Annotated in this window: 25 protein-coding genes; 15 read left to right on the plus strand and 10 right to left on the minus strand. The window is 61.9% G+C overall.

Translation table 11 applies throughout. The annotated features are described in order from the left end of the window. Positions 1–21: 21 nt before the first annotated feature. Together NKH37_RS22345 and petA are read right to left on the minus strand one after the other, a co-directional pair. Entirely contained in the window at positions 22–1,317 is a 1,296-nt protein-coding gene (locus tag NKH37_RS22345; RefSeq protein ID WP_352483846.1) for a cytochrome b, read from the minus strand. A 16-nt stretch (positions 1,318–1,333) separates the two neighbouring features. Continuing rightward, entirely contained in the window at positions 1,334–1,810 is a 477-nt protein-coding gene (gene petA / locus NKH37_RS22350; protein WP_031193388.1) for a ubiquinol-cytochrome c reductase iron-sulfur subunit, read from the minus strand. Positions 1,811–2,269: 459 nt separating this feature from the next. Between petA and NKH37_RS22355 the strand changes: the two genes are divergently transcribed. From NKH37_RS22355 to NKH37_RS22400, 10 genes are all read left to right on the plus strand, one after another. After that, the gene (locus NKH37_RS22355; RefSeq protein WP_353041363.1) at positions 2,270–2,854 is read left to right on the plus strand and encodes a glutathione binding-like protein; all 585 of its coding nucleotides are present in this window, start codon (positions 2,270–2,272) and stop codon (positions 2,852–2,854) included. 339 nt (positions 2,855–3,193) lie between these two features. Beyond that, positions 3,194–4,249 (plus strand): alpha/beta fold hydrolase, encoded by a 1,056-nt coding sequence (locus tag NKH37_RS22360; RefSeq protein ID WP_353041365.1) that lies wholly within the window; start codon positions 3,194–3,196, stop codon positions 4,247–4,249. A 187-nt stretch (positions 4,250–4,436) separates the two neighbouring features. After that, on the plus strand, positions 4,437–5,609 hold the full coding sequence (gene dgoD, locus NKH37_RS22365) for a galactonate dehydratase (protein WP_023717007.1): 1,173 nt from the start codon (positions 4,437–4,439) through the stop codon (positions 5,607–5,609). A gap of 5 nt (positions 5,610–5,614) precedes the next feature. Continuing rightward, positions 5,615–6,391, plus strand: coding sequence for an SDR family oxidoreductase (locus NKH37_RS22370; protein WP_352908450.1), 777 nt, complete (start codon positions 5,615–5,617; stop codon positions 6,389–6,391). A 32-nt stretch (positions 6,392–6,423) separates the two neighbouring features. Beyond that, positions 6,424–7,407: a substrate-binding domain-containing protein gene (locus tag NKH37_RS22375; RefSeq protein WP_023717009.1), complete on the plus strand. Its 984-nt coding sequence runs from the start codon at positions 6,424–6,426 to the stop codon at positions 7,405–7,407. A gap of 94 nt (positions 7,408–7,501) precedes the next feature. Next, complete coding sequence (locus tag NKH37_RS22380) at positions 7,502–9,022, plus strand: sugar ABC transporter ATP-binding protein (RefSeq protein WP_353041367.1); 1,521 nt, start codon at positions 7,502–7,504, stop codon at positions 9,020–9,022. 59 nt (positions 9,023–9,081) lie between these two features. Continuing rightward, positions 9,082–10,020 (plus strand): ABC transporter permease, encoded by a 939-nt coding sequence (locus NKH37_RS22385; protein ID WP_245278496.1) that lies wholly within the window; start codon positions 9,082–9,084, stop codon positions 10,018–10,020. Positions 10,021–10,022: 2 nt separating this feature from the next. After that, positions 10,023–10,823 carry a FadR/GntR family transcriptional regulator gene (locus NKH37_RS22390; protein ID WP_245278497.1) on the plus strand — a complete coding sequence of 267 codons (801 nt, stop codon included), beginning with the start codon at positions 10,023–10,025 and terminating at the stop codon, positions 10,821–10,823. A gap of 5 nt (positions 10,824–10,828) precedes the next feature. Continuing rightward, complete coding sequence (locus tag NKH37_RS22395; RefSeq protein ID WP_353041369.1) at positions 10,829–11,704, plus strand: aldose 1-epimerase; 876 nt, start codon at positions 10,829–10,831, stop codon at positions 11,702–11,704. Between the two features lie 259 nt (positions 11,705–11,963). Beyond that, on the plus strand, positions 11,964–12,383 hold the full coding sequence (locus NKH37_RS22400; RefSeq protein WP_245278498.1) for a cupin domain-containing protein: 420 nt from the start codon (positions 11,964–11,966) through the stop codon (positions 12,381–12,383). A 66-nt stretch (positions 12,384–12,449) separates the two neighbouring features. Here NKH37_RS22400 and NKH37_RS22405 read toward each other — a convergent pair whose 3' ends face one another. From NKH37_RS22405 to NKH37_RS22430, 6 genes are all read right to left on the minus strand, one after another. Beyond that, on the minus strand, positions 12,450–12,953 hold the full coding sequence (locus tag NKH37_RS22405; RefSeq protein WP_023717015.1) for a sarcosine oxidase subunit gamma family protein: 504 nt from the start codon (positions 12,951–12,953) through the stop codon (positions 12,450–12,452). Beyond that, a complete protein-coding gene (locus NKH37_RS22410) occupies positions 12,946–15,900 on the minus strand; it encodes a sarcosine oxidase subunit alpha family protein (RefSeq protein ID WP_352999333.1) in 2,955 nt (984 codons plus the stop codon). Before NKH37_RS22410 ends, NKH37_RS22405 begins: the two co-directional genes overlap by 8 nt. Then, a complete protein-coding gene (locus NKH37_RS22415; RefSeq protein WP_023717017.1) occupies positions 15,897–16,178 on the minus strand; it encodes a sarcosine oxidase subunit delta in 282 nt (93 codons plus the stop codon). The genes NKH37_RS22410 and NKH37_RS22415 overlap by 4 nt, the downstream gene beginning before the upstream one ends. 13 nt (positions 16,179–16,191) lie before the next feature. Continuing rightward, positions 16,192–17,448: a sarcosine oxidase subunit beta family protein gene (locus NKH37_RS22420; RefSeq protein WP_023717018.1), complete on the minus strand. Its 1,257-nt coding sequence runs from the start codon at positions 17,446–17,448 to the stop codon at positions 16,192–16,194. 10 nt (positions 17,449–17,458) lie between these two features. Continuing rightward, positions 17,459–18,607, minus strand: coding sequence for a M24 family metallopeptidase (locus NKH37_RS22425; RefSeq protein WP_023717019.1), 1,149 nt, complete (start codon positions 18,605–18,607; stop codon positions 17,459–17,461). Positions 18,608–18,681: 74 nt separating this feature from the next. After that, positions 18,682–19,872, minus strand: a complete 1,191-nt coding sequence (locus tag NKH37_RS22430) for a M24 family metallopeptidase (protein ID WP_353041371.1) — start codon at positions 19,870–19,872, stop codon at positions 18,682–18,684. Positions 19,873–20,112: 240 nt separating this feature from the next. Here NKH37_RS22430 and ehuB point away from each other — a divergent pair, with 240 nt between their 5' ends. From ehuB to NKH37_RS22455, 5 genes are read left to right on the plus strand one after another with little or no spacing between them, the layout of a single operon-like run. Further along, a complete protein-coding gene (ehuB, locus tag NKH37_RS22435) occupies positions 20,113–20,982 on the plus strand; it encodes an ectoine/hydroxyectoine ABC transporter substrate-binding protein EhuB (RefSeq protein ID WP_023717021.1) in 870 nt (289 codons plus the stop codon). 54 nt (positions 20,983–21,036) lie between these two features. Continuing rightward, positions 21,037–21,765, plus strand: coding sequence for an ectoine/hydroxyectoine ABC transporter permease subunit EhuC (ehuC, locus tag NKH37_RS22440; protein ID WP_352483851.1), 729 nt, complete (start codon positions 21,037–21,039; stop codon positions 21,763–21,765). After that, positions 21,762–22,421 (plus strand): ectoine/hydroxyectoine ABC transporter permease subunit EhuD, encoded by a 660-nt coding sequence (gene ehuD / locus NKH37_RS22445; RefSeq protein WP_352547624.1) that lies wholly within the window; start codon positions 21,762–21,764, stop codon positions 22,419–22,421. Before ehuC ends, ehuD begins: the two co-directional genes overlap by 4 nt. Beyond that, positions 22,418–23,197: an ectoine/hydroxyectoine ABC transporter ATP-binding protein EhuA gene (gene ehuA / locus NKH37_RS22450; protein WP_023717024.1), complete on the plus strand. Its 780-nt coding sequence runs from the start codon at positions 22,418–22,420 to the stop codon at positions 23,195–23,197. Before ehuD ends, ehuA begins: the two co-directional genes overlap by 4 nt. Next, positions 23,194–23,937, plus strand: a complete 744-nt coding sequence (locus NKH37_RS22455) for a GntR family transcriptional regulator (RefSeq protein WP_023717025.1) — start codon at positions 23,194–23,196, stop codon at positions 23,935–23,937. The genes ehuA and NKH37_RS22455 overlap by 4 nt, the downstream gene beginning before the upstream one ends. Before the next feature lie 127 nt (positions 23,938–24,064). On the opposite strand, the gene NKH37_RS22460 is transcribed toward NKH37_RS22455, so the two are convergent. Both NKH37_RS22460 and NKH37_RS22465 read right to left on the minus strand, forming a co-directional pair. Then, positions 24,065–24,496 carry a VOC family protein gene (locus tag NKH37_RS22460; RefSeq protein WP_353041373.1) on the minus strand — a complete coding sequence of 144 codons (432 nt, stop codon included), beginning with the start codon at positions 24,494–24,496 and terminating at the stop codon, positions 24,065–24,067. A gap of 108 nt (positions 24,497–24,604) precedes the next feature. Continuing rightward, entirely contained in the window at positions 24,605–25,456 is an 852-nt protein-coding gene (locus NKH37_RS22465; protein ID WP_352684356.1) for an AraC family transcriptional regulator, read from the minus strand. Positions 25,457–25,582 lie beyond the last annotated feature (126 nt).

The following is a 25,582-nucleotide window of genomic DNA, read 5'->3' on the forward strand; positions in this document are numbered from 1 at the left end:
ACGATCACCGCCATTCACAGTTCAATGTTTGGCCTCCGGCCCGGCGATCGGGCCTCGGCCGCTGGCCTTGTCTTTTTCGAGAACTGCTTCGGTGATCGAATTCGGCAGCCGTCGCGGCTTTTCGATCAGCCCGAGCACCGGCATGGCGATGACGAAGAACGCAAAATAGTAAAGCGTCGCCAGTTGGGACATGACGACGTAGGCGCCTTCCGCCGGTCGGGAGCCGAGCCAGCCGAGAAAGAGGGCATTGGCAACGAACAGCCAGAAGAGCACCCTGTACCAGGGGCGGTAGACCGCCGAGCGCACCTTCGAGGTGTCGAGCCACGGCACCAGGAACAGCACCGCGATCGAGCCGAACATCGCGAGCACGCCGCCGAGCTTGGAATCGATCGGCCCGATATTGAAGGTGATGGCCCGCAGGATCGCGTAAAACGGCAAGAAATACCATTCCGGCACGATGTGGGCCGGCGTCTTCAGCGGATTGGCGATCGTGTTGTTGTCGGGATGGCCGAGATAGTTCGGCAGGTAGAAGACGAAATAGGCGAAGAAGAACAGGAACACGAGGATGCCGAAGGCATCTTTGACGGTGGCATAGGGCGTGAAGTCCACGACATCGGTTTTCGATTTGACCTCGATGCCGGTCGGATTGTTCTGGCCGACGACGTGAAGCGCCCAGATATGCAAGGTCACCACGCCCGCAAGCACAAATGGCAGCAGGTAATGCAGCGCAAAGAAGCGGTTCAGCGTCGGATTGTCGACCGCGAACCCGCCGAGCAAAAGCTGCTGGAGCCAGTCGCCGATCAGTGGGACGGCCGTGAAGAAGTTGGTGATGACAGTAGCGCCCCAGAACGACATCTGTCCCCAAGGCAGCACGTAGCCCATGAAGGCCGTCGCCATCATCAGCAGGAGATTGGTGCAACCGAGCACCCACAGCAGCTCACGCGGCGCCTTGTAGGAACCATAGTAGAGCCCGCGGCAGATGTGGATGTAGACGGCAATGAAGAAGAACGACGCGCCGTTGGAATGGAGATAGCGCAGCAACCAGCCCGAATTCACGTCGCGCATGATCTCCTCGACTGAATTGAAGGCCAGTCCCGTATCAGGAGCGTAATGCATGGCCAGCACGATGCCGGTCAGGATCTGTGAAACCAGCATGATCGTGAGAATGCCGCCGAACGTATAGGCATAGTTCAGGTTGCGCGGCACCGGATAGACGATGAAGCTGTCGTGCACCAGCCGCGGCAGCGGCAGGCGGGCATCGAACCAACGTGCGATTCTGGTTTTGGGCGTATAGGTCGAGTGTTTGTCGCCGCTCATCGAAATGCCCCCTGCCTCAACCAATGCGGATCTTGGTGTCGGAAACGAACTGGAACACCGGTACCGCCATGTTCTCGGGTGCCGGACCTTTGCGGATGCGGCCGGCGGTGTCGTATTGTGAACCGTGGCACGGACAGAACCAGCCATCGAAGTCGCCTTCCTGACCATGCGGGATGCAGCCGAGATGGGTGCAGACCTGGACCATCACCACCCAGGCTTCCTTGCCCGGCATAGTTCGGTTAGCGTCGGTTGCCGGCGCGTCGACCGGCAGGTTGGCGTTGCGGGCGATTGGATCCTTGAGCTCGGCGAGACTGACTGACTGGCCGTCCTTCATCTCTTGCTCAGTGCGGTTGCGCACGACCACCGGATTGCCGTGCCAGTCGACGATCAGCGACGTTCCTGGCCTCAGCGAGGAGACGTCGACCTCGATCGCGTCGGGCGCTTCGACGTGCAATGTGTGCTCGGCTGTGGAGGTTTCGGAAAGGTCGGCCATGATGGCGACTCCTATGTTGGAAGCTGCGTCATCGCGTTGGTGGCAATCGAGCAAAAGCAGGCCACAGCTTTCGCCTTCCAGTCTGCTCATGCCGCGCGGAATATGCCGGCCGTGGCCGGGTGTGAGCCATCGTGCCAACGGCGCGTGCGTCCAATACTTTCGTTTATGATTTCCTGAGCGAAGGACTGGCCGGGCTGGCGATGACGCCGTCATGGAAGGTTCTGAATTCCTCCAGGTAACCGTTGGCCACTGAGCTGAGATACCGTCCGGCATTGCGCACGGCGATCCCGAACTTCAGCCCGATCATACCTCGGCACAGGCATGCCTAGCTGTCGGTGTCGTAGTCGTCGTCCCCGCCAAGTGCGAGTTTTTGGAGCAGTTGTCTCGCGTGGCGCTGGGCAGGTTTTCGCCCGGCGACGACCAATTGCGGAACTCAATCGGGGTCAGAAAGGGAAAACGGTGAAACTCTACTACAGCCCTCTCGCCTGTAGCCTGGCGGATCACATCGCATTGGAAGAGGCCGGTGTTTCCTTCGAGCGCGAAAGCGTGAACCTCAAAACCAAACGAACGAGCTCCGGGAATGATTTCACCACCGTCACGCGCAAGGGCTATGTTCCAGCCCTCGTGCTGGATAGCGGCGAAGCGCTGACGGAAAATATCGCAGTCCTCGACTGGATTGCGTCACAATACCCGGCACTGGGAGTGGCGGGGCCGTTGGGCCGTACCCGCGTTCTCGAAGCGCTGGCCTACGTCTCAACTGAAATACACCGAAGCTTCAAGCCGATGTGGCACCAAAGCAGCGATGCCGAAAAGGCCAAGGCGAGCGCGGCGATTACGAGCCAACTCGAGTTCGTCGCTGACGGGCTCGAGACCGACTATCTGTTCGGCGACAAACCCAGCGTGGCGGATTTTTATCTTTTCGTGATGCTGCTTTGGGCGGCCCGCTTCCACGTCCCTGTTCCCGCGCCTTTGCAAGCGCTTCGCGCCCGAATGGCTGCGCGACCGGCCGTGCGCATCGCAATGGATCGTGAGGGCCTCGTCTAAAAGCCGAGGGTGGCTCCGAGCATAAGATCAGACGCAATATATCCTCTCACCCCAACAAAGATCAGGAGTCATTCTCATGCTGCCGTTTCTGCGGATGCTACATCCAGCCGCTTCCAAGCGCGGGGACGGCCTACGTCTCGAATTTCTCAGGAGGGAAATCGAGGAAACGCTGGACCTTACCGGCATCCGGTCAGAATTCGCCGCACTGCCTCCTGGCCGAGCGGTTACAATCCTGGATTCGTCGCAGTCACCGTCGGAATAGGCGCAATATTTCCTGTCGGCCGATACGGCGGCGGGTTCTGGTCGCTCCCGCTTGTTGGTCATCATAGAGGCTTCATCATGAATGCGAATAAAGCTCCCGAGACGGTCGATCATCGCCGCCGACGCATTGTTGGTGCAACGGCAATGACGTTCGCCGCCACCGAACTCGGCTTGAACGCACCGGCAGCCACTTGGATGGTCGAGGCGAAGGCATCCGCGATGCAACCCAGGCAGAAATCATTCGGCTCGCTCAGCCAGGTCAATGCCGGAAAGCTGAGCGTCGGATATGCGGAGCTAGGGCCCGCCGAAGGTGCCCCAGTGATCCTGCTTCATGGCTGGCCTTATGACATTCACACTTACACCGACGTCGCTCGCCTGCTTGCCGCAAAGGGGTACCGCGTGATTGTGCCCTACCTGCGCGGCTACGGCACTACGCGATTTTTGTCGGACGAGACGATGCGCAATGGCCAGCAGTCGGCGCTCGCCGCGGATGCGATCGCGCTGATGGATGCGCTGGGGATCGAAAAGGCCACGATCGCCGGCTGCGACTGGGGCGCCCGAACGGCCAATGTCGTTGCCGCGCTCTGGCCGGAGCGTTGCAAGGCGATCGTCTCGGTGAGCGGCTATCTAATCGGAAATCAGCAGGTCGGCGTGGTGCCGCTGCCACCGGAGGTGGAGCTTCAATGGTGGTATCAGTATTACTTCGCCACGGATCGCGGCCGCGCCGGCTACGAGAAATACACGCGCGATTTCGCCAAACTCATCTGGAAACTCGCTTCGCCGCAGTGGAATTTCGACGATGACACCTTCCAGCGCAGCGCCGCAGCCCTGGACAACCCGGATCACGTCAGCATCGTCATTCACAATTACCGCTGGAGGCTCGGCCTGGCACATGGCGAGCCGGAATATGACGTTCTGGAAAACCGGCTGGCCGAAGCTCCCGTGATCACAGTGCCGACCATTACCCTTGAGGGTGATGCCAATGGTGCACCCCATCCCGACAGCAGTTCCTACGCCAAGAAATTCTCGGGCAGATACACGCACCGGATCATCATCGGCGGTATCGGCCACAACTTGCCTCAAGAAGCCCCGCAAGCCTTTGCCCAGGCTGTCATCGACGTCAGCGAATACTGATCAGGCAAGCTGAGTGAGCTGCTGATGCCTGCGCTGGATGGGTGGCGAGGACATGATGGTTGCGCATTTGCGCTGAACGTCGAGGCGAGGCGCTGGTCCACATCGATGTTGCGCTTGACTCGTTCATATTATCCGTAATAAATCATACATATTGCCTCTAAAAAAGACGGCAGGTCTGGGAGGACCAATGAAAATCACGGCCATCAAGGCGCGCGTCTGCAATGCGGAAATGCGCAACTGGGTCTTCGTTCGCGTCGAAACCGACGAGCCCGGGCTGTTTGGCTGGGGTGAGGCAACGCTGGAATGGAAGACCCGAGCCGTCGTTGGGGCGCTTCAGGACCTTGAGGCCCTGCTCATCGGGCAAGATCCGCGCAATGTGGAGCAGTGCTACCAGATACTTACGCGGCACGGCTTTTGGCGTCTTGGCGTCGAGGGAATGTCCGCCGTCAGCGGCATCGAGATCGCGCTCTGGGACATATTGGGCAAGTCGTTGGGCGTCCCCGTCTGGCGCCTTTTGGGCGGTCGGGTCCGCGACTATCTGCGCACCTATACGCATCTCGGCCTCGGGGACATGAAGGCGGTCTATGAGACCGGATCCGCGGATGCCATCGTGGAACGCGGACGCATCGTGACGCAAGCAGGCTACGATGCGGTCAAGGTCGTCTGCATTCCCTACACCCACTACGTGTCTCCTGCGAAGGCAGTCGATTCTGTTGCCAACATGGTTGGCTCACTTCGCGAGGCGGTAGGCCCGGATATCGACATCATGGTTGATTTCCACGGACGCCCTGCATCGGTTAACGCGGCGATGGATTACCTCAAGGCAATCGAGCCGGCCCGCATCATGTTCGCGGAAGAGCCCGTGCCGCCCGAAGATGTTGCCGGACTGGCGCATATCACGGCGCGATCGGCCGTGCCGATCGCGTCCGGCGAACGGCTGATCGGGCGCCGCGAATTCACGCACTCGATCGCAGCCCGCGCCTTCAACATTGCCCAGCCGGATATTTGCCACACTGGCGGTCTGCTCGAGACAAAGAAGATCGCGGCCATGGCGGAAACCGCAGGCATCGGCCTTGCGCCGCACAACCCGCTCGGTCCGATCGCCGGTGTGGCTGCTCTTCATTTCGGCATATCGACCCCAAACGTTGTCATTCAGGAGGAGATGTCCGGTGCCGTCGCCTGGTACGACGATGTCGTTACCTGGCCAATTCGGCGCAAGCCAGGCCGCTGGGATCTGCCCGAACTGCCGGGCCTTGGCGTCACCGTCAAGGAGGACGTTATCGCGCGCCACCCCTTCAAGCAGGAAGTGCTGCATGCCCGCAACGCCGTCATGCCGGACGGCACCGTGGTCGACTGGTGAATGCAATGGCAGGCCGGCTGCAAGGAAAGATCGCAATCGTCACAGGCGCCGGCCAAGGCATCGGTGCCGCCACCGCCCGGGCTTTTGCGATGCATGGGGCAAAGACCGTCATTGCCGAACTGAATGCGGCAAGCGGCAAAGCGATCGCCGACGAACTGCGTGTCGGAGGCGCCGACGTAACGTTCGTCGAGACGGATGTCACGGACGCATCCGCGGTCGCGGACATGGTCGCCCGCACGATCACGAGCTATGGCGGCGTCGACGTTCTCGTCAACAATGCCGGTGCCAACGTCTTCTACGAACCACTGGCGATGCCGGATGAGGAATGGGACCGCTGTCTCAAGCTAGACCTCCAGGCCGCATGGTTCTGCGCCAAGGCAGTCTTGCCGACGATGCTGGCGAAGGGCTCGGGGTCTATCGTCAACATAGCGAGCTGTCACGCGTTCCAGATCATTCCCCGTACATTCCCGTATCCGGTCGCCAAGCATGCACTTTTGGGCCTGACCCGTTCGCTGGCCATCGAATATGCCGCGCGCGGTATCCGGGTGAACGCGATCGCCCCCGGCTATATCGAGACGCCGATCGCGGAAGCCTACTGGAACACATTCCCGAACCCCGCCGAGGAGAAGCGGCGAGCCTACGACCTTCATCCGCCCAAGCGCATTGGCCGGCCGGACGAGGTTGCAATGACGGCGGTTTTCCTCGCTTCGGACGAAGCGCCGTTCATAAATGCCGAGACGATCACCATCGATGGTGGGCGCTCGGTTCTCTACCACGACTAGCAACGACCATCGAGCTCTCAGGGAGGATCTTCATGAAAACCACAACAAAGGCTTTGGCGACATTTGCGGTACTGGCTGCCGGACTGATGAGTGGCGCAGCAAGCGCAGACGACATCAAGATCGGCTACATCAACAAGATGGGAGACCATCCATGGTTTGTCGCCGAAGTCGGCGGCGCCAAGAAAGCGGCCGAGGCGGCAGGGGCTGCGTTCGTGTCGCAGGACGTTCAGTTCGACGCCAATTTGACGATCACGACCTTCGATACGATGGTCGGCGATGGCGTAAAAGGCATCGCCATTGTCGTCCCCGACAAGGCGCTGGGACCGGTCATCGCCGAGAAAGCAAAGGCCGCAAAAATTCCCTTGGTGGCGGTCGACGACGACATCTACTACGAGGACGGCACTCAGGTCCCCTATGTCGGCATGAATGCCTACAACATCGGTGCGCGGGTGGGCGAAGAGCTTGCCAAGCTCTACAAGGCCGACGGCTGGGCGGGTAAAGAGGTGCGCATCGCGTCGATCGAGGACCGCAAAGCGGATACCTGCATGCAGCGCAACAAGGGCGCGGAAGAAGCATTCCTGAAGGCGGTGTCCGATTTCAAGCCGGGCAATATCGTTCGCGTCCCCTACGACAATACGATGGTCAACGCCATCGACGTGATGACCACCACATTGACGGCCAATCCCAGCGTCACGAACTGGATATTCTATTCATGCAACGATGATGGCGTGCTGGGTGGTGCGCGAGCCCTGGAAAACGCCGGCTATACCGCAGACCAGGGCATGGGGATCGGCATCGACGGGAGCCGCGCTTGTGACGCTTTCGGATCCGGAAAGCCCTCGGCGTTCCGTGGTACGATGTGGCTCAATTCGGAAAATCATGGCGCGCTGGCGGTGAAGATTCTCTTGGCCTCCATCAAGGACGGAACGAAGCTTCCCGTTCAGTCCTTCACGGACCCGGAATACATCACCGCCGAAAATTTTGCGTCGGACTACAAAGCCAAGCTCTGCCACTGAACCAGATATGCGTCATGCCGCAGGGCGCATGACGCTCTTTGGGCCGGCAGTTCGTCGGCAGGCACACGGGATCGATCCTCGGGAGTGAGCTTTGATGCAATCGGATTTCTTCTCGCTCGACAGGATATCGAAGCGCTTCAGCTTCGTGCAGGCGCTCGACAATGTCTCGATTGCCTTTCGGCCAGGAGAGGTGCTCGCTCTGGTTGGCGAGAATGGCGCCGGCAAATCGACAATGATGCGAATTCTCGAGGGCGTGTTCGCACCGGACACCGGCACCGTGCTGTATGGCTCCACGCCGATCGTTTTCAGCGAACCGCGCGACAGCCACAGAGCCGGAATACGCGTCATCCATCAGGAGCCGGAGATCGTTCCGAACCTGACCGTGGCCGAGAACATTTTCGTCGGCGAACTGCCACGGCTGGCAGGCGTCCTGCTCGACTGGCATAGGCTCGAGGAGCAGACCGACAAGGTGCTTGCGACCTTCGGCATGCAGCAGGATATGCGGGCGCGTCAACTCTGCAGCACGCTCGGCCCGGCACAGCGCCAGATGATCGAAATCATGCGCGCCATACGTGCTGGCGGCCAGCTGATCGCATTCGATGAGCCGACCTCGTCGCTGACCGACGACGAAGCGCGCCGTCTGTTTTCAGTAATTCGGCGGCTGCGCGAAGAGGGCACTTCGATCGTCTACATCTCTCATAGGCTGAACGAGGTCATCGACCTTGCGGATCGCATTGTCGTTTTGCGGGACGGCCGGCTGGTCGACGATTCCCGCGCGGACGGTGCCAGCGAGCAGACCATAGCCAAACTCATGGTCGGCCGTGACATCGCCGATCTGTTTACGCGCGAGACGTGGCAATCGGGGCTACCGTTGCTGGAGGTGGCGGGCTTGACCACCGACCACGTCACCGATGTGAGCCTCAAGGTCCGCCGCGGCGAGGTGCTCGGCATTGCCGGCCTTATGGGTGCGGGTCGATCCGAGCTGGCAAAGGCGATTGTCGGCTATGATCGGCGCCTCGACGGAACCATAACGATGAGCGGCGTGCCCGTTGGCCCCAACAGTCCGCATGCAGCGATCGTGGCAGGCATCGGCTTCGCCCCCGAAGACCGCAAGCACGAGGCCCTGCTGCTGTTCCGAAGCATTCTTGACAACGCCTCGCTTTGCGTGCCCGACAAGACGTCGACCTTCGGCTTCTTCAACCGGCGCAAGGCACTGGAGATCGTCTCACCGCTTGCAGCAAAGATGTCGATCAAGGCGCCCAACCTCGACGAACAGGTTTCGAAATTGTCGGGTGGCAATCAACAGAAGGTCGTTCTCGCGCGCTGGCTTGCCCGGCAGCCGATGCTTCTCATCCTCGACGAGCCGACCCGCGGCATCGACATCGGCGCCAAGGCGGAAATCTATCGCCTGATCGATGAACTCGCCGCAAGCGGTATCGGCATAATCCTGATTTCCTCGGAAATGCCCGAACTGATCGGGCTCGCCGACAGGGTGCTTGTCATGGCTGGAGGCCGGATCACGGCCGAACTTTCCCGCCCAGACATCGATGAGGCCACGATCCTGAAGCACGCCATGCCGCAATCTGTAGCATCGCTCGGAGGACAAATTCAGTGAACAGCCTTGAGCTCAGGACAGCAACAACACAAACCGGCAAAAGACGCCCTTCCTTGCGCATGGCAGAGCGCATCGGCATTCACAACATAAGCCTCCTGGTTGCTCTCGCCATTCTCGTGCTCATTTTCGGCACTCTGAGAGGCGACGTGTTCTTCTCGAGCCGAAACCTGCTGAACATCGGTCTGGGCATTACCATCCTGGGCGTCCTGGCGATGAGCCAGACCGTGGTCATCGTCGCCGGCGGGCTTGATATTGCCGTCGGCGCAATCGTCGGTCTGACCACAGTATCGACGGCAATGGCCATCCAGGCGACCGGATCGCCGGCAGCGGGCATTCTTGCCGGCCTGGTCCTGGGTGGTCTTGCCGGCCTCGTGAACGGCATCATCATCACCTACGGGCGGGTCAACGCTGTCATCGCGACTCTCGGTACGATGGCGATCTTCCGCGGCATTGCGTTCATCATATCCGATGGGCAATCGATCGCGATTTTCAGCGACACTTTCCGCTTCATTGGGATCGGGCGAATCCTCGGCCTGCCTCTGCTGATCTGGATTCTTTTGCTGACCGCGATCGTGTTCCATCTCTTCCTTGCCCGCTCGATCGTTGGCCGCAACATCTATGCCCTGGGCGGCAATCCCGTTGTTGCACGCTTCTCCGGCATCAACATCAACCGCTACCGTGTCGGCATCTACATCATGAGTGGAGTGGCGGCCGGATTGGCCGGGATTCTGTTGGCTGCCCGTACCGGCTCGGGGCAGCCCGTATCCGGATCCCAAGGCCTGGAACTCGAGGCCATCACAGCGGCCGTTCTGGGTGGCTGCGCCTTGCAGGGCGGTAAGGGCACGATCGTCGGCGCACTACTGGGCGTCGCCATCATTGGTGTCCTCAACAACGGAATGATACTGACGTCCGTGCCAACCTTCTATCAGTTGCTTGCCAAGGGCTCGCTGCTGATACTTGCTGTGGTAATTGCCGAGTACCACTTGAACAGGACATGACGATGGACACGGCGATCGCTTCGACTGGCCAAGGCAAGCAGGACATTCCTGCCGCAGATGGCGCCACGTCATCGCTCAAGGATCGCATCGCACGCGATCTCGGACAGCGAATCCTCGCCGGCTCCTACGCGCAGCACTCCGTCTTGCCGACGGAAGCTGAACTTTGCGTTATCTACGGGGCGAGCCGCACGGCGCTTCGCGATGCTCTTCTGACGCTTTCGGCGAAAGGATTGATCGAGGCACGCAAGCGGGCCGGGACGCGTGTGCGCGTGTCGAGCGAATGGAACAGGCTGGATGCACAGGTTCTGGAATGGATGCGCGATATCGAGCCCGATCTCGATTTCGTCCGCGGATTGATCGAGGCGCGGCTGATCATTGAACCCGCGGCCGCCCACCTTGCGGCCAAGATGGCGACGTCAGGCGATCTCGCAGTCATCGAAGCCGCCTATGAGGCCATGCGCATTGCTCCGCAGGACGACCTTGCTGCGTGTCTCGATGCCGACGTCAGGTTTCATACCGCCATCCTTCGTGCCAGCCGCAACCCGGTGTTCGCCAATCTCGGCAATATGCTTGCTGCCGCCCTCAGCTTCTCCTTCCGATTGACCACATCGGCCACCGCTAATTACCAGCAGACGCTGAGCGCGCATGGCGACGTGCTGGAGGCAATCCGGATGCGCAGGGCCGACGACGCTCACGATCAGATGAAGGCGCTCATCGGGATCGCGTCGAACGACCTCCTTGCAGTGGCTCGCAAAGGCCGCCATCCACAGCCGATCGCCGCTGCCAAGGCCGATACCGTCTGAAACTGATGGTCCGAACGATCAAAATCGGAAGCGGAGACCTGTCCGCTGAAATCGTCCCGTCGCTTGGGGCAGGTCTTGCGAGACTGGACCATGGGCGCGTGCCGATCTTCAGGCCTTGGCCAAACGGCGGGAGCAGCAACCCATTCGACCTTGCCTGCAACCTGCTTTTGCCGTGGTCGAATCGCATCTCGGGCGGCGGATTCACATTCGACTCCAAATTCCACGAACTGCCTGCCAATGTTGCAGGCGAGCCATTTCCCGTTCACAGCAATGGATTTTCGAGCGAGTGGGACGTCGACAGCGTAGCGCAAGATAACGCAAAGCTGTCCCTTATCAGCAAAGGACCCGGCCCATACCGATATCGCGCCGATGTGAGCTACGCGCTAGCCAGACAAGGGCTCGAGCTGAAGCTTCGCATCGTCAATCGGGCCTCGGTCAGGCTGCCGTTCGGGCTTGGTATCCATCCATGGTTCCCGAGAACGGCACGGACCGCGCTTCATGCGCCGGCCTCGCAGGTTTGTCTCGAACTGCCCAGCCATCTCCCCGAACGGTTTGTGGATGTCAAAACCCGTCCCGATTGGGATTTCGGCGCACCGGCCGTATTGCCGAGCGGATGGATAAACAATCTGTTTGCCGGCTGGGACGGCGTCGCTACCATATCGTGGCCGGAGCACAGTTGCAGCCTGCGGATTGAAGCTTCGTCGCCCTTGAACTTCTACCTGGTCTATTCGCCATCGGACGAGAGCGACTTCTTCTGTTTTGAACCGGTCAGTCATGCGGTCGATGCTCACAATCGTGGTTCGATCGACAAATGGAATGGACTGTCGGTGCTTGGCCCTGGCGAGAGTCTGGCAGCCCGTTGCAGCTTCGCCGTCAATTAGACGGACCTCTGCGGCGCCCTCGAGTTGGCGTATGTCGGTGTCGGCCAGCATGTCCGGTTAGCCGGCTTTTCGTCCAAAGTGAGCTTGGGAAGAGGGAACTCCGGCGACCGGGAACCCGTGAGCCCGTTCGACGTTTGCCGGATGTCGCTGCGCAGTTTGTCTGCTTGACGGCACGGTACGGGCCTACTCCGAATGTACCTGGCAGATTGGATCAATGACAGATGTTGACCCAAAGGAATTCGTGCTCGCAGGCATCGTCATGAAGCGACTGGTCTCCGGCGAACAGACGGGAGGCTTGTTGAGTCTCTTCGAAAACCGAAGCGACGGGCAGACGAAAACACCAATCCATGTCCACGCGAATGACGACGAGACAGTCTACGTCATCGAAGGGCAGTTGGCCGCAATTGTGGCCGGCGAGGTCCGAACGCTCTCGCCCGGTGAGAGCATGTTTTTGAAGCGCGGCATCCCGCACCAGCTCGTGAATCCCGGCAACCAGCCCGTTCGCTACATCCTGATAGACACGCCAAGTGTGTTCGAGCAGTTCCTCGCCGAAGGTGGCCATGAACTCGGCAAGGGAGAGGTGGTCGGGCCGCCGACGCCTGCCGATATCGAGCGGCTCAAAGCAGCCGCGCCGAAATTTGGGATTACGCTTCTGCAAGACTGGCCAGCAAGAGAGTAAACGGTTTCGTGATAGCGGCTTGGATCGGCCGCTAAAGCCGATCCTTGCCCGAGAAACCACCATTGGCTAGCCATCCGCAATCCAATCCGAGAGGCTGCGGGCAAAACTTCGCGGCACGATGAGTTCGCACGCGGCCTCGCCGGTGCGCAGGAAGAGCACGGAGACATGATGGAAGGATGTCTGCACGGCGCGGCCCGGAGCGGCGGCCGGCGCGTGCCAGTCGACGGTAATGCAGCCGGACAGAAGCCTTGCGATGTCAGGGCCGGCCATTTTCAAACGAACACGACCTTCGCCGAGGGGAACAGAACAGCCGAGATCGGGGTCGACGGAAAGCGCGGGCGCTTGCGTGCCTTCGTCGAGAACCAGCCAGAGGCGGCGAGGTGCAATGCGGATGATTAGAAGCCCCTTGTGGCGAACGGTCTCTCCGACCGAAGCGGGAAGTTTCGTGCCGAGCGACGCCGAGACGCTCTTTTCGAATTGTCTCAGTGTCCCGTCCCAGCCCTCGATCTGGATAAGCGGACAATCGGCCACGGATAGGCTGAAATCCCGAGAAGAGGTCAAGCTAGCCATGCAGCCGTTCTCCCTGTGGATCGAGGAATACTGGCGAGACAATGCGGGCGCGAACTGTTTCGGCCTTCATCGGATAGACCGCCACGACCTCGCTTCCTTCTGCCGCGACATCGCCGGCAAGCAGGGCCAGCCCGACATAATGGCCGCGCTCGGGGCTGAAAGTGACGGAGGTGATGCGACCGCGCCCATGGCCATAGGGTTTCTCATCCGGCAGGAACAGGATGGCGCCGCCGCGCAGGCGTTTTCCGTCCTCGATGCATTCCAGTCCGACCAGGCGCTGCCGGTTGGGCGCGTGGAGGGCAGGGCGCCGTCGCAGGACGTCGCCGACGAAGCCGCTGCGCTTGCCGGCCATGCGGCCGAGGCCGAGATCGTCGAGCGTCGTGCGTCCATCGATTTCAGGTCCGGCGACATGGCTCTTTTCGACGCGCAGCGCACCTAGCGCCTCGACGCCGTAAGGCTTCAGGTCGAATGGTCTGCCGGCTTCGAGCAGACGGCTCCAGAGCTGTTCACCGGCAGTGGCGCCGGTATAGACTTCGTAAGCGCGCTCGCCGGAATAACTGAGACGTAGGATGCGGAGCGCACGGCCCCCCCATCCGCTTTCGAGTAGTCCCATATGCGAAAGCGCCGCGTCGGAAACGTCGAGAGCGGGAAACGCTGCATTCAGGATCGCGCGGCTGTTAGGCCCGGCAACCGACATCGCCGCCCATTCGTCGCTGACCGAAGTGACGGCCACGCGCAAATCCGGCCAGGCCGTGTCGAGCAGGAATTCGAGACGCGACAGCACATCGGCGGCCTTGGCGGTCGAAGTGGTCATGAAGAACCGGTTTTCCGCCAGCCGCGTCGTGGTGCCGTCGTCGAAGACGATGCCGTCGTCGCGCAGCATGACGCCGTAGCGGGCGCGGCCGACCGCCAGCTTGGCAAAGCCGTTGGCGTAGACGCGGTCGAGGAAGATTGCCGCATCCGGGCCTTGGACGTCGATCTTGCCGAGCGTGGAGATGTCCATCAGCCCCGCGGCCTGACGTACATTCCGCATTTCGGCGACATAGGCTTCATTCACGTCATGTCCGGACTGCCGGTAGAAATAGGGCCGCATCCAGAGCCCCACCTCGAGCATCTCGGCGCCGTTGGCCATGTGCCAGTCGTGCATTGGCGTGCGGCGGATCGGCTTGAAATGATGGCCGATGGCGCGCCCGGCAAGCGCCCCGATGGCAACCGGCGTATAGGGCGGGCGGAAGGTCGTGACGCCGGTCTCGGGAATCGTTGCGTTGCGCAGCGCCGCCATCGCGGCAAGCGCCGGAAAATTGCTGGTCTTGCCTTGATCGGTACCCATGCCGAGCGTGGTGTAGCGCTTCAGATGCTCGACCGATTCATAGCCCTCGCGATGGGCGAGTTCGATATCCCTCGTCGTCACATCCATCTGAAAATCGACGAAGGCTTTTCCATGTCCGACGGAAGGCGCTTCGCGAAGTAGCGTCGTGGCGGTGTCGCCGAGATCGAGTTTGGCCGGAGCGGGAACCGGCGCCGACTTGCCGCCGGAGGCTGCCGCGTCGATGCCGGCGCGATGACCGTCCTCGATGGCATCGGCAGTTGCATAGGCCCCAATCATCGCGCCGGCACCTAGCCGGCCGGCCGGAAACGCGCCCGGCACGAAGCCGCCGATATCGTCGCGATAGACAGGTTTGACACCGAGGTGCGAGGTGAGATGCACGGTTGGCGACCAGCCGCCGGACACGCAGACCAGGTCGCAGGCGGCCGAGGACTGGCCCTCCGGCCCGTTGAGCGTTACGTGCCTGACGGCATGGCCGCCGTGCAGGTCGACGATCCGCGTCCCGGCCCGTATCATTACGCCGAGCCGTGCGGCTTCCGCGGCAAGTGCTGCGGGCGGGACTGCGCGCAGATCCGCAACCGTCACCTCCGCGCCGGCTGCGGCATAGTCGAAGGCGGTGCGCCAGGCACCGTCATTGGTGGTGGCGACAATGATTTTCTTGCCCGGCAGGACAGCGAAACGGTTGAGATAGGTCCGGGCGGCTGAGGCAAGCAGGACGCCGGGCCGGTCATTGTTCGAGAACACCATCGGTCGCTCGATGGCGCCAGTGGCGAAAACGATCGAGCGGGCGCGCAGCATGGTGACCGTTTGCCGCGCCTCGCCGTTCGGCTTCGGACCGGTTGGATCGCGCTGTTCGACCAGCCCGATGACATTGCCGTCATAGCTGCCGAAAGCGGTTGTCCGCTTCATCAGCACGACGGTTTCGAAGCCCTTCAACTCGGCCTCGGCCTGCCTCAACCATGCGGCCGCTGCGCTGTCGGACGGTTCCGCCAGAAGCTGGCCGCCAAGCAGGAAATCCTGCTCGATCAGCGCGACCCGCGCCCCGGCCGCGGCGGCTGCCCGCGCTGCTGACAATCCCGCCGGGCCGCCGCCGACAATTGCGACATCGGCGAAAGCATGACGAACCTCGTAGCGGTCGGGATCCGGGCCGGTGCCGGCTCTGCCCAGACCGGCCGCCTTGCGGATAAAGTGCTCGTAGAACATCCAGGCGCGGCGCGTCGGGCCCATGAAGGTCTTGTAGTAGAAGCCGGCGGACAGAAACGGCGCCAACAGCCCGTTGACGCTTTGTACGTCGAAGGCCAGCGAAGGCCAGCGATTCTGGCTTTCCACGTCCATGCTGTTGGCGAGTTCCAGTGTCGTCGCCGGCAGGTTCGGCTCGCGCCTGCCTGCGATCCCGAGCGTAACCAGCGCATTCGGTTCCTCCGGCCCGGCGGAAAAGATGCCGCGCGGGCGATGATATTTGAAGCTGCGCCCGACGAGAGTGACGCCGTTGGCGAGCAGCGCGGAGGCAAGGGTGTCGCCGCGATATCCAATCAGCTTGCGGCCGTCGAAGGTGAAATCGAGCGGCACCTCGCGACTGATACGGCCACCCACCGGCAGGCGTTTGCGGTTCGAACTCATGCCGGTGATTTCCTGAGAGTTGATTTCCTGGCGAAGTCGACTGATGCGACGGCATGGTTGCGGGTGTCGCGTTCGACCACCAGCCATTGCCGGCAACCGGTCACGTGCTGCCAGTATTCACGGTGCGGGCCGGCCGGGTTTGTCCTGATATAGACGTAACGGTACCAGGCCTCCGGATCGGGATCGTCATGGGCCGGACGCGTGACCGAGGCATCGCCGCCGTAGCGGAACTCGTCATGGTCGCGCGGGCCGCAGCAGGGGCATTCGATGCGCAGCATTTTGTTCCGCCTCCTATTGCAGCCAAGCGGAAGGGCCGACGCCGGCCTCATCGAGCGTGTGGCCGGTGCGGAAACGATCGAGCCCGTAGGCCGCGATCAAGGGATGCGGCTTGCCGGTGGCGATCGTGTGGGCGAAGCACCAGCCGGAAGCTGGCGTTGCCTTGAAGCCGCCATAGCACCAGCCGCCGTTGAGATAGAGGCCGTCGATCGGCGTCGGGCAGATGATCGGGCTGGCATCGGGGGTCATGTCCATGACGCCGCCCCAGTGGCGCAGCAGGCGGACGCGCGAAATACACGGCATCAATGCAATCGCCGCCTCCGCCACCTCGCGCACGACGCCGAGATTGCCGCGCTGGGCGTAGGAATTGTAGCCGTCGAGATTGCCGCCGAAGACCAACCCGCCCTTGTCGGACTGGCTGACATAGAAGTGGTCGGCGCCATAGGCGACGACGTGATCTACCAGCGGCTTCAGTGGTTCGGTGACAAAGGCTTGCAGGACGTGGCTTTCGATCGGCAGTTCAAGGCCGGCCTTGGCACCGAGCACGGATGTATGCCCGGCAACAGCGAGGCCGACCTTGCCGGCGCCGATCCGGCCTTTCGTCGTTTCGACGCCGACGATACTGTCGCCGTCGCGGAGGAAGCCTGTCACCTCGCAGTTCTGGATGATGTCGACGCCATGGCTATCGGCGGCGCGCGCATAGCCCCAGGCGACGGCGTCGTGGCGTGCCGTGCCCGCCCGGCCCTGGAAGATGGCGCCATGGATCGGGAAGCGGGCAGTGTCGGAAAAATCGAGATAGGGCACCAGCCGGCGCACCTCTTCGCGGTCGAGGATATCGGCATCGATGCCGTTCAGCCGCATGACGTTGGCGCGGTGGCTGAAACCGTCGAGCTGATCGGCCGAATGCGCTGTGACGAGCTGGCCGCGCTGGGAGAACATGACGTTGAAATTCAGCACCCGCGACATGGTCTCCCAGAGCTTCATCGAGAATTCGTAGAACTGGGTGTTGCCGTCGAGCAGGTAGTTGGAGCGGATGACGGTGGTGTTGCGGCCGACATTGCCGCCGCCGACATAGCCCTTTTCGAGCACCGCGACGTTGCGGATACCGTGGTTATCGGCAAGGTAGAAGGCGGTGGCGAGGCCGTGTCCACCGCCGCCGATGACGATCACGTCATAGGACGGTTTTGGCTCCGCCGCCCGCCAGGCGCGCTGCCAATTCTTCTGGCCAGACAGCGCGTTGCGGAAAATCGAGAGTGCCGAGTAGCGCGCCATACGTGCGGGCCTATCGAACGATCGGGCCGGCCGGCGTGCGGGTGAGCACTTCAGCACCCGCGTCGGTCAAAAGCACCGTGTTGGAGACGAAGTCATCGCCGCGACCGGTTCCCATCAGCCACGACAGGATGTGGAAGCTCATCCCGGTCTCGATCTCAAGGTCGGAATCGTGCCTCAAGCCGGTCACCGAATTGCCGCCGGTCCATGATGGCGGCTGGCCAGCGCCAACCAGGTAACCGCAGTGATGGCGGCGATAGTGGGAAAGACCGGCCTCGTCGGCGACGGCCTGCCAGGCGGCGTAGACATCGCGCGCCTTGGCGCCCGGCCGCAGCGCCTCGACGACAGCGTTGAACGCCTTGGCGGTCACCGCCGCCATTGTGGCGTCTTCGTCGCTTATGTGGCCGATGCGAATGAGCCGGCCGAGCGGCGCGTGGTAGCGTGAGATGCAGCCGGACAGTTCGACGAAGACCGGCTCGCCCCTGCGGTAGATCCCGTCGCCCCAGGTCGTGTGCTCTTCACCCAGGCGCGCGGCCGGGCGGATGAACGGTCCGAAGCCCGGCGCATGACCGCCGGCGCGGATCATTGCCGCAACACATTGGGCGGCGACCTCCTGTTCGGAAGCGCCATCCGAGATCGCGGCGATCGCGGCACCGGCGGCGGCGTCCGTCACCTTTGCGGCGCGCCGCATCAGCACCTGTTCCTCGGCGCTCTTCACCCGCCGCATCTTGTCGATCAGACCGGAGACGTCGCTCCACTTGGCATCCGCTTGCATCTGGAGTGCTACGGCAAGTCCATGGCTAAGGCCGGCCGTCCAGTATTCGAGGCCGATCCGCTTGCTGGACAGGCCGAGCTCCGCAAGCACCCGCGCGGCAAGGTCGGCCGCCGTTTCGCTGTCGGAGTGGCCACGGAATTCCGCTGCCTTCACCCGCTTCTCGATGGTCACCTTTTCCATCGAGCGGGTGACCAGGACAGGTTTTCCCTGGAGCGGGACGATCAGCAGGTGAGGGGCAAAATACCCCCAGTGATCGAGCCCGGTGAGATAGAAGACGTTCTCCGGCGAGGCGAAGACCGCCGCGTCGAGCTCACGCTCGGCCAGTGTAGTACGGACCTTGGCAAGGCGGCCGGCGATTTCGGCTTCGGAAAAGGGATTACGGTCCATCGGGCGTCCTCGTGCTTGTTGCCGGCTTGGTGGCAGGCATGGTCTTTTCGGCAGCCGGCTTCCCGGCCGCCATGTCAATCGATAACGATGAGTTCGCGCGCCACATCGCAGAGGCGTTCGCCGCCGCGTTCCGTGACGACGAACGATTCCGAGATGGCGATGCCGAAATCGTCGAGCCAAACGCCGGCCATGAAATGGAAGCACATCCCAGGCTGCATCTCGGTGGTGTCGCCGGGACGAAGGCTTGCGGTGCGTTCACCCCAATCGGGCGGGTATGCGAGCCCGACCGGATAGCCGACGCGGCTTTCCTTCTTCAGTCCGTTCCTCCGCAGGACTGCCTGCCAGACGGCTTCCACCTCTTCGGCGGTGTTGCCGGGGCGCGCCTTCTCGAGGCCAGCGTCGACGCCCTCGACGATCGCCTTGGCCATGTCGAGGATGGCTTGCCGCGGCTTGCCGAAATGTACCGTCCGGGTCAGGGCTGCATGATAGCGGCGGCGCACGCCGGCGATCTCCAGAATGGCGAGGCCGCTGTCCGGCAGCGGCGCGTCGGACCACGTCAGATGCGGCGTGCTGGTGCCTTCGCCAACGGGCATCAGCGGACAGATCGCGGCATAGTCGCCGCCAGCTCCGGGCACGCCCATGATCTGTGCGTGATAGATTTCCGCAATGACATGGTTCTGAGGCACACCGCGTCGCATTTTCTCGATGGCGCGGTTCATTGCATGCGTGCAGATCGCACCCGCCTCGCGGATCAGCACCAGCTCGGCTTCGGATTTCACCAGCCGCGCCCAATTGACGAGATCGTGGTTGTTGGCGAAGTGCGCGTCGGGCAGCCCCTCGACAAGGTGGGCGTGGCAGCGCGCAGTGTAATAATGCGCGTCCATCTCGACGCCGATGCGGGCCTTTCCCCAGCCGCGCGACCGGATCAGTTGCGCGAGTTCGTCATAAGGGTGTTCGACCGGCTGCTGCACCAGCCGTTCCGAGAACGGCACGATGTTTGTCTCGGGCAGGCCGGTGGTTAGGCGTGCGCTCTTGGCATCCTGCGCCCTGCCGAACCAGATCGGCCGGTCCTCCTCCAGATGGACGAGCACGCACTGCGGAACGTAGAACGACCATCCGTCATAGCCGGTCAGCCAGCACATGTTGGCTGGATCCTGACAGACGACGAGATCGAAGCCGGCTTTTTGCATGCGTGTCTTCACGCCGGCCAGGCGCTGCCCATACTCCGCTTGCGTGAATGTCCCGAACTCGTTCGCGGTCGCCACCGAAGTCCTGCCTTCTGGGTACGCTGTGGCCCTCTTGTAAATGGGCAAACCAGGCGAAATTGTGCACAACTCGACGTCAAGTTTGTTGGATAACTACGAATTAGCGCCGAATTTACATGGTGTCTATATCTCTGCTTGCGAAATGTCTAGGGCAGTTGTATACGTCTGATCAAGCAGGCGTCGACCTCGAAGAAGGCCGCGCCCTGGGAACCATCCACAGTTGTTCAATGGGAGAAAAGCATGCTCAAATCATCGATATCGCGCCGCATGGTCGTGAAAGCGGCTGCCTGCATCGCGCTCGCCGCGACGTCATTGACGTCGCTGTCCGCTCACGCGGAAACCACCCTCGAACGGGCCAAGAAGGACGGCTACATCCGCGTCGGTTTCGCCAACGAGGCGCCGTTCGGTTACGCCACGCCAGACGGCAAGCTGACCGGCGAAGCGCCGGAAGTCGCCAAGGCGGTGCTCGCCAAGATGGGCATACCGCAGGTCGACGGTGTTTTGACCGAATTCGGCTCGCTCATTCCGGGTCTCAAGGCCGGCCGCTTCGACATCATCGCCGCCGGCATGTTCATCACTCCGAAGCGCTGCGCTGAGATCAACTACTCCGAGCCGTCCTACGGCATCGGCGAGGCTATGCTGGTGGCAAAAGGCAATCCGAAAGGCATCAAGGATTTTTCCAGCATCAAGGACAATCCGGATCTCAAGCTTGCCGTGATGGCCGGCGCCGTCGAAGGCGGCTTCGCCAAGGAAGCGGGCGTTGCCGGTGGGCAGATCGTCTCCTTGCCCGACCAGTCCAGCCTGGTCGCCGCCGTCCAGTCGGGCCGCGCCGACGCTGCCGCACTGACCGCTCTTTCGATCGCGGACATGGCCAAGAAAGCCGACGGCGTCGAATCGACCAAGCCCTTCGGCGAGGTCGCCGGCAAGTCGGTGAAAGGTCATGGCGGCTTCGGCTTCCGCAAGGAAGACACCGACCTGCAGGAGGCGTTCAACGCCGAGCTGAAGAAGTTCCTCGGTTCGCCGGAGCATATCGCGCTGGTCGAGCCACTCGGCTTCGGCAAGGACTATCTCCCCAACAAGACGACCGCAGAGCTCTGTGCTGGCAAATAGGTTCCCAACTGCTGGCGGCGCGAAAGCGCCGCCCTTTTTCCCCGGGGGAATCGCATGGGTATCCGTACGCTCGTTGCCATGCTGGTCATCGCGCTCGTCGTGATCGGCGCCTTGGCAACACAGGAAAGCTACCGAGTGTTCATGCCGGGGCTGCTGCAAGGCGCGGTCCTGACAGTCGAGATCGCCGTCCTCGGCAGCCTGCTCGCAATTATCATGGGCGTGCTTGCAGCACTTGCAAGGATGTACGGTCCAACGCCGCTCAGATGGCTGGCCACGGTTTATGTCGAGATCTTTCGCGGAACGTCGGCGCTGGTGCAATTGTTCTGGCTGTTTTTCGTCCTCCCGCAATTCGGCGTCACGATCAACGCGTTCGTGGTGGCAGTGCTCGCACTCGGCCTGAATGTCGGCGCCTACGGATCGGAGTGCGTGCGCGGCGCGATCCAGTCCGTCGCCCGCGGGCAGTGGGAAGCGTGTACGGCATTGAACATGAGCCGCCCACAGATGTTGCGCCGGATCATCCTGCCGCAGGCCTTTGTCGCGATGATCCCGCCCTGGGGCAATCTGTTCATCGAGCTTCTGAAATCGACAGCGCTGGTTTCGCTGATCACGCTTTCGGACCTCGCCTTCAAGGCGCAGCAAATGAACCAGAACACGTTCAAGACTATTCCGATCTTCACCCTCGTCCTTTTGATGTACCTGGCAATGTCGCTGGTTGTGACCATCGGCATGCGGCTTCTCGAAAGGCGGGCGTCGCTCGGACTGGCGCGGGGGAAGGCGGCATGATCTGGGATTGGGGATTTGCCCTGGAAATCCTGCCGGTGCTCGCCCGCGCCGCCATCATTTCCATCGAGGCGACGCTGATCGGTTTTGCGCTTGCGGCCTCGCTCGGCCTGGTGCTGGCGGTCGTCCGCATCGCCGTGCCATGGACCAGCTGGACGATTTCGGTGCTGGTCGAGCTGATCCGCTCGACCCCGCTGCTCATCCAGATATTCTTTCTCTATTTCGTCTTTCCGAAATTCGGTGTCGTGCTCGACGCCTTCACCGCCGGGGTGCTGGCCATCGGTATCCACTACGCCGCCTATTGCTCCGAGGTTTATCGCGCCGGTTTCGACAACATCCATCGCGGCCAGTGGGAAGCCTCGATCGCGCTCAATCTCTCGTCCTGGACGACGTTTCGCGACATCATCATCCCGCAGGCGATCCCGCCGATCGTTCCGGCGCTCGGCAATTATCTGGTGGCCTTGTTCAAGGAGACGCCGTTGCTTTCCGCAATCGCCGTGATGGAACTGATGCAGACTGCCAAGATCATCGGCTCCGAAACGTTCCGCTACACCGAGCCGATCACGCTGGTCGGCCTGTTTTTCCTTGCCATGAGCCTGGTTTCGGCGGCGCTCATCCGCTCCCTCGAAGGGCTGCTCAACCGGAGGACCACGCGATGACGGAACAACCGATGGTCCGCTTCGACAATGTATCGAAACGCTACGGCACGTTAACCGTTCTCGACGGGCTCAATCTCGAAATAGCGCGCGGCGAAAAAGTCTCCGTCATCGGTCCGTCGGGTTCGGGCAAGACGACGGTGTTGCGCATGCTGATGACGCTGGAAACGATCAATGACGGTGTCATCTGGGTCGAAGGCGAGCCGCTGACCCATATGGAGAGGAACGGCAAGCTTGTTCCCGCCGATCTCGCCCATATCCGTAAAATCCGCGCCAAGATCGGCATGGTGTTCCAGTCGTTCAACCTGTTTCCGCATATGACGGCGATGCAGAACTGCATCGAGGCGCCGATAACGGTGCTCGGCATGAAGCGGGCGGACGCCGAGGCAAGAGCGGCGGAGCTGCTGGAGCTGGTCGGTCTGGCCCAGAAGAAGGACCACTATCCGTCACAGCTTTCCGGCGGCCAGCAGCAGCGTGTCGCCATCGCCAGGGCGCTTGCCATGCGGCCCAAGATCATGCTGTTCGACGAGGTGACGTCTGCGCTCGACCCGGAGCTTGTCGGCGAAGTGCTGCAGGTGATAAGGCAGATCGGCCGCGAGCATGATCTAACCATGCTGATGGTCACCCACCAGATGGGCTTCGCCAAGGAGTTTTCCGACCGCGTTTGCTTCTTCTATCAAGGCAAGATCTGCGAGCAGGGGCCGCCAAGCGAACTGTTTGGTGCTCCCAAGAACGAGCGGACACGGCAATTCCTGCACGCTGTCCTGGAGGCTGGGTGACGATCGAGACAAAGGCCAAGCCGCCCACGACGGTGACCGCCGCGCCGCCGCGCCCGCTCTCCGCGCGAGAGCGGTTCGAGCGCATCTACCGGATATTGCGCGACCGCATCTGTCTGCTCGTCTATGCGCCGGGAAGCCGTCTGTCCGAGGAAGAACTTGCCCAGGAATTCGAGATCAGCCGCACGCCGGTCCGGCGTGTCCTGGCGCGCCTTGAATCCGAGGGTCTGGTTCAATCCGTCCACGGCGTCGGCACGATCGTCACCGACGTCGATATCGAGGAATTGCAGCAGGTCTATCATTTGCGCCTGGAGCTGGCGCTCCTCGTCGGCAAGCTTTCACCGATCCCGCGCACGGCGGACGACCTCGACCGGATACGGGCGCTCATCGCGCGCTGCGATGCCGATATACTCAATCCCGACCAGCGCGCTTTCCTGCGCCTCAACATGGACTTCTTTTACGAGCTCACGGCGATGACCGGCAACCAGCCACTGCGCGAGATCAGCGAGCGCCTGTATTTTCAGGTTGCGCGCGTCGTCCTGAAGCTGATGCCGCAATTGGGCCTTGTCGAGGAATTCACCGCGTTCCGCCGCGAAATGGAAGAGGTCCTTGCCGCCGCCGAGATCGGCGACTGGGAGTCCATAGGGCACATAAGGCGGGCGCATATCTCAATGAGCTTCCGCCGCATGATGCGCCATGCAGGCGAGGCGAATCTGGATAAAGCTACACAATCAGCCCCTTAAGACTGGTGGACTGCCGTCGAGCTGGCTTCGTTTGCCAGGGAAAGCATGGCCGCCCGCCCCGATGCCGACAGAATTTGCCAGCACTGGGGATGACTAACGCCGTTCGATACTGCAGGTCCGCGCCGCCCTAAAGAGAATCCTCACTCGGTATGTTGGCGGGGTTCCAGACGACCTCCCACAGGTGTCCGTTCGGGTCGCGGAAGTATCCGGCATACCCGCCAAAGAACGTGTCCCGGGCAGGCCTGATGATCTCGGCTCCGGCACGGGCGGCCTCATCCATCACTTGATCGACTTCCTCGCGGCGCACAACGTTGTGGCCGATTGTGAACGAGGTCGAACTGATCGGCGCTTTGGGCAGGCCGGTGTCGTAGGCGAGGTCGTCCTGAGCCCAGATCGCGAGCTTCAACCCGCCGGACAGCGTGAAGAACGCGACGGCGCCATGCTCGAATTCGCGGCCGATGATCCCTTCCGTCGGCAAGCCGAGGCCGTCGCGGTAGAACACGAGGCAACTCTCGAGGTTGGCGACAGCGATCGTCAAAACCGAAATGCGCGGTTTCATGGCAGTCTCCTCTGGTTGTCGGAGACACCAGGATAAAGTCGGGCGACAGTGAAGACTTGAACAAAACGGCCAAAAGCGTGCCGCCAAGTCGAAGAACGCGCCGAGGTTTCACTCGCCGTGCAGCAGGTGATGAATCTGTCGCGGGGTGCTTCCTGTCAGGCGTCGGCTCTCGCGAACAAGATGCGCCTGGTCGGAATAGCCCGCCTCGGCTGCCAGGATGGCCGTAGTGCTGTTCGATTGGTTCGAAAGCCGCAGAAAGCGCTGGTAGCGGAGGATACGTTCAAGCGTCTTGGGGCCATAGCCGAAGCTCTCGTCGAAGCGCCGGCGCAACGTCCTTTCGCTCATCTCGAGGGCGCGCATCAACCAAGGGACGAGAGGCGCGTCGGGTGGCGGAGCGCGCTCGATCAAGCGATATGCCGCCTGCATGGGAACGTCTGGGGCGTCGGAGGCCATCTCCTCGGCGACGACCTGTTGGAGCGAGCAGGCCAGATCTTCGAGATTGTCGCTGGCGCGCACGCGGCTGGCGAGGCGCCGAGCTCGCGCTCCCCACAAATCGTCGAGCGACAGCCGCTGACCGACCAGCTCGATTTGCGGCACGCCGAGCCATGCCGCCGCCGTGGCAGGATGGAAGCGCAAGCCGATCACGACCTCGTCCGCCGCTAGAACCTCGGTCTGCGGCTCCTTGTCAGGTCCGGCAATTCGGAAGCTGCCTCCGATCCATTGCAGATCGATCGTTGCGTCGGGCATGACGACGATTGGCGGTGGGCCCGCCGGGTCCATTCGATGCACCCACACCGAAGCGAAGGTCCCGCGAAGCCGCGCCGACACTGGACGTTGCTGAAATGTGCCCGTTGCCTGCGCTGGGACGGGATCGCTCATCTCGCTCCCCTTCGGATTAGCGGCGGTGAACCTACGGCGCAGCGGCTGCGCCCGGCCGTCGCTCGAGACAACAATCTGCACGACCGACAACGTCTGCCAATCGAAACGACCGATTCATACTGCACCTCTTCTTCAAACGTCCGGAAACAGGGACTTTTGGTTTTCCATTTTGATGCGACACGGGCCTCTGTGACGCGGAAACTGGGT

The organism is Mesorhizobium sp. M1217, from assembly GCF_040318275.1.
In the GTDB taxonomy this organism is placed as follows: domain Bacteria; phylum Pseudomonadota; class Alphaproteobacteria; order Rhizobiales; family Rhizobiaceae; genus Mesorhizobium.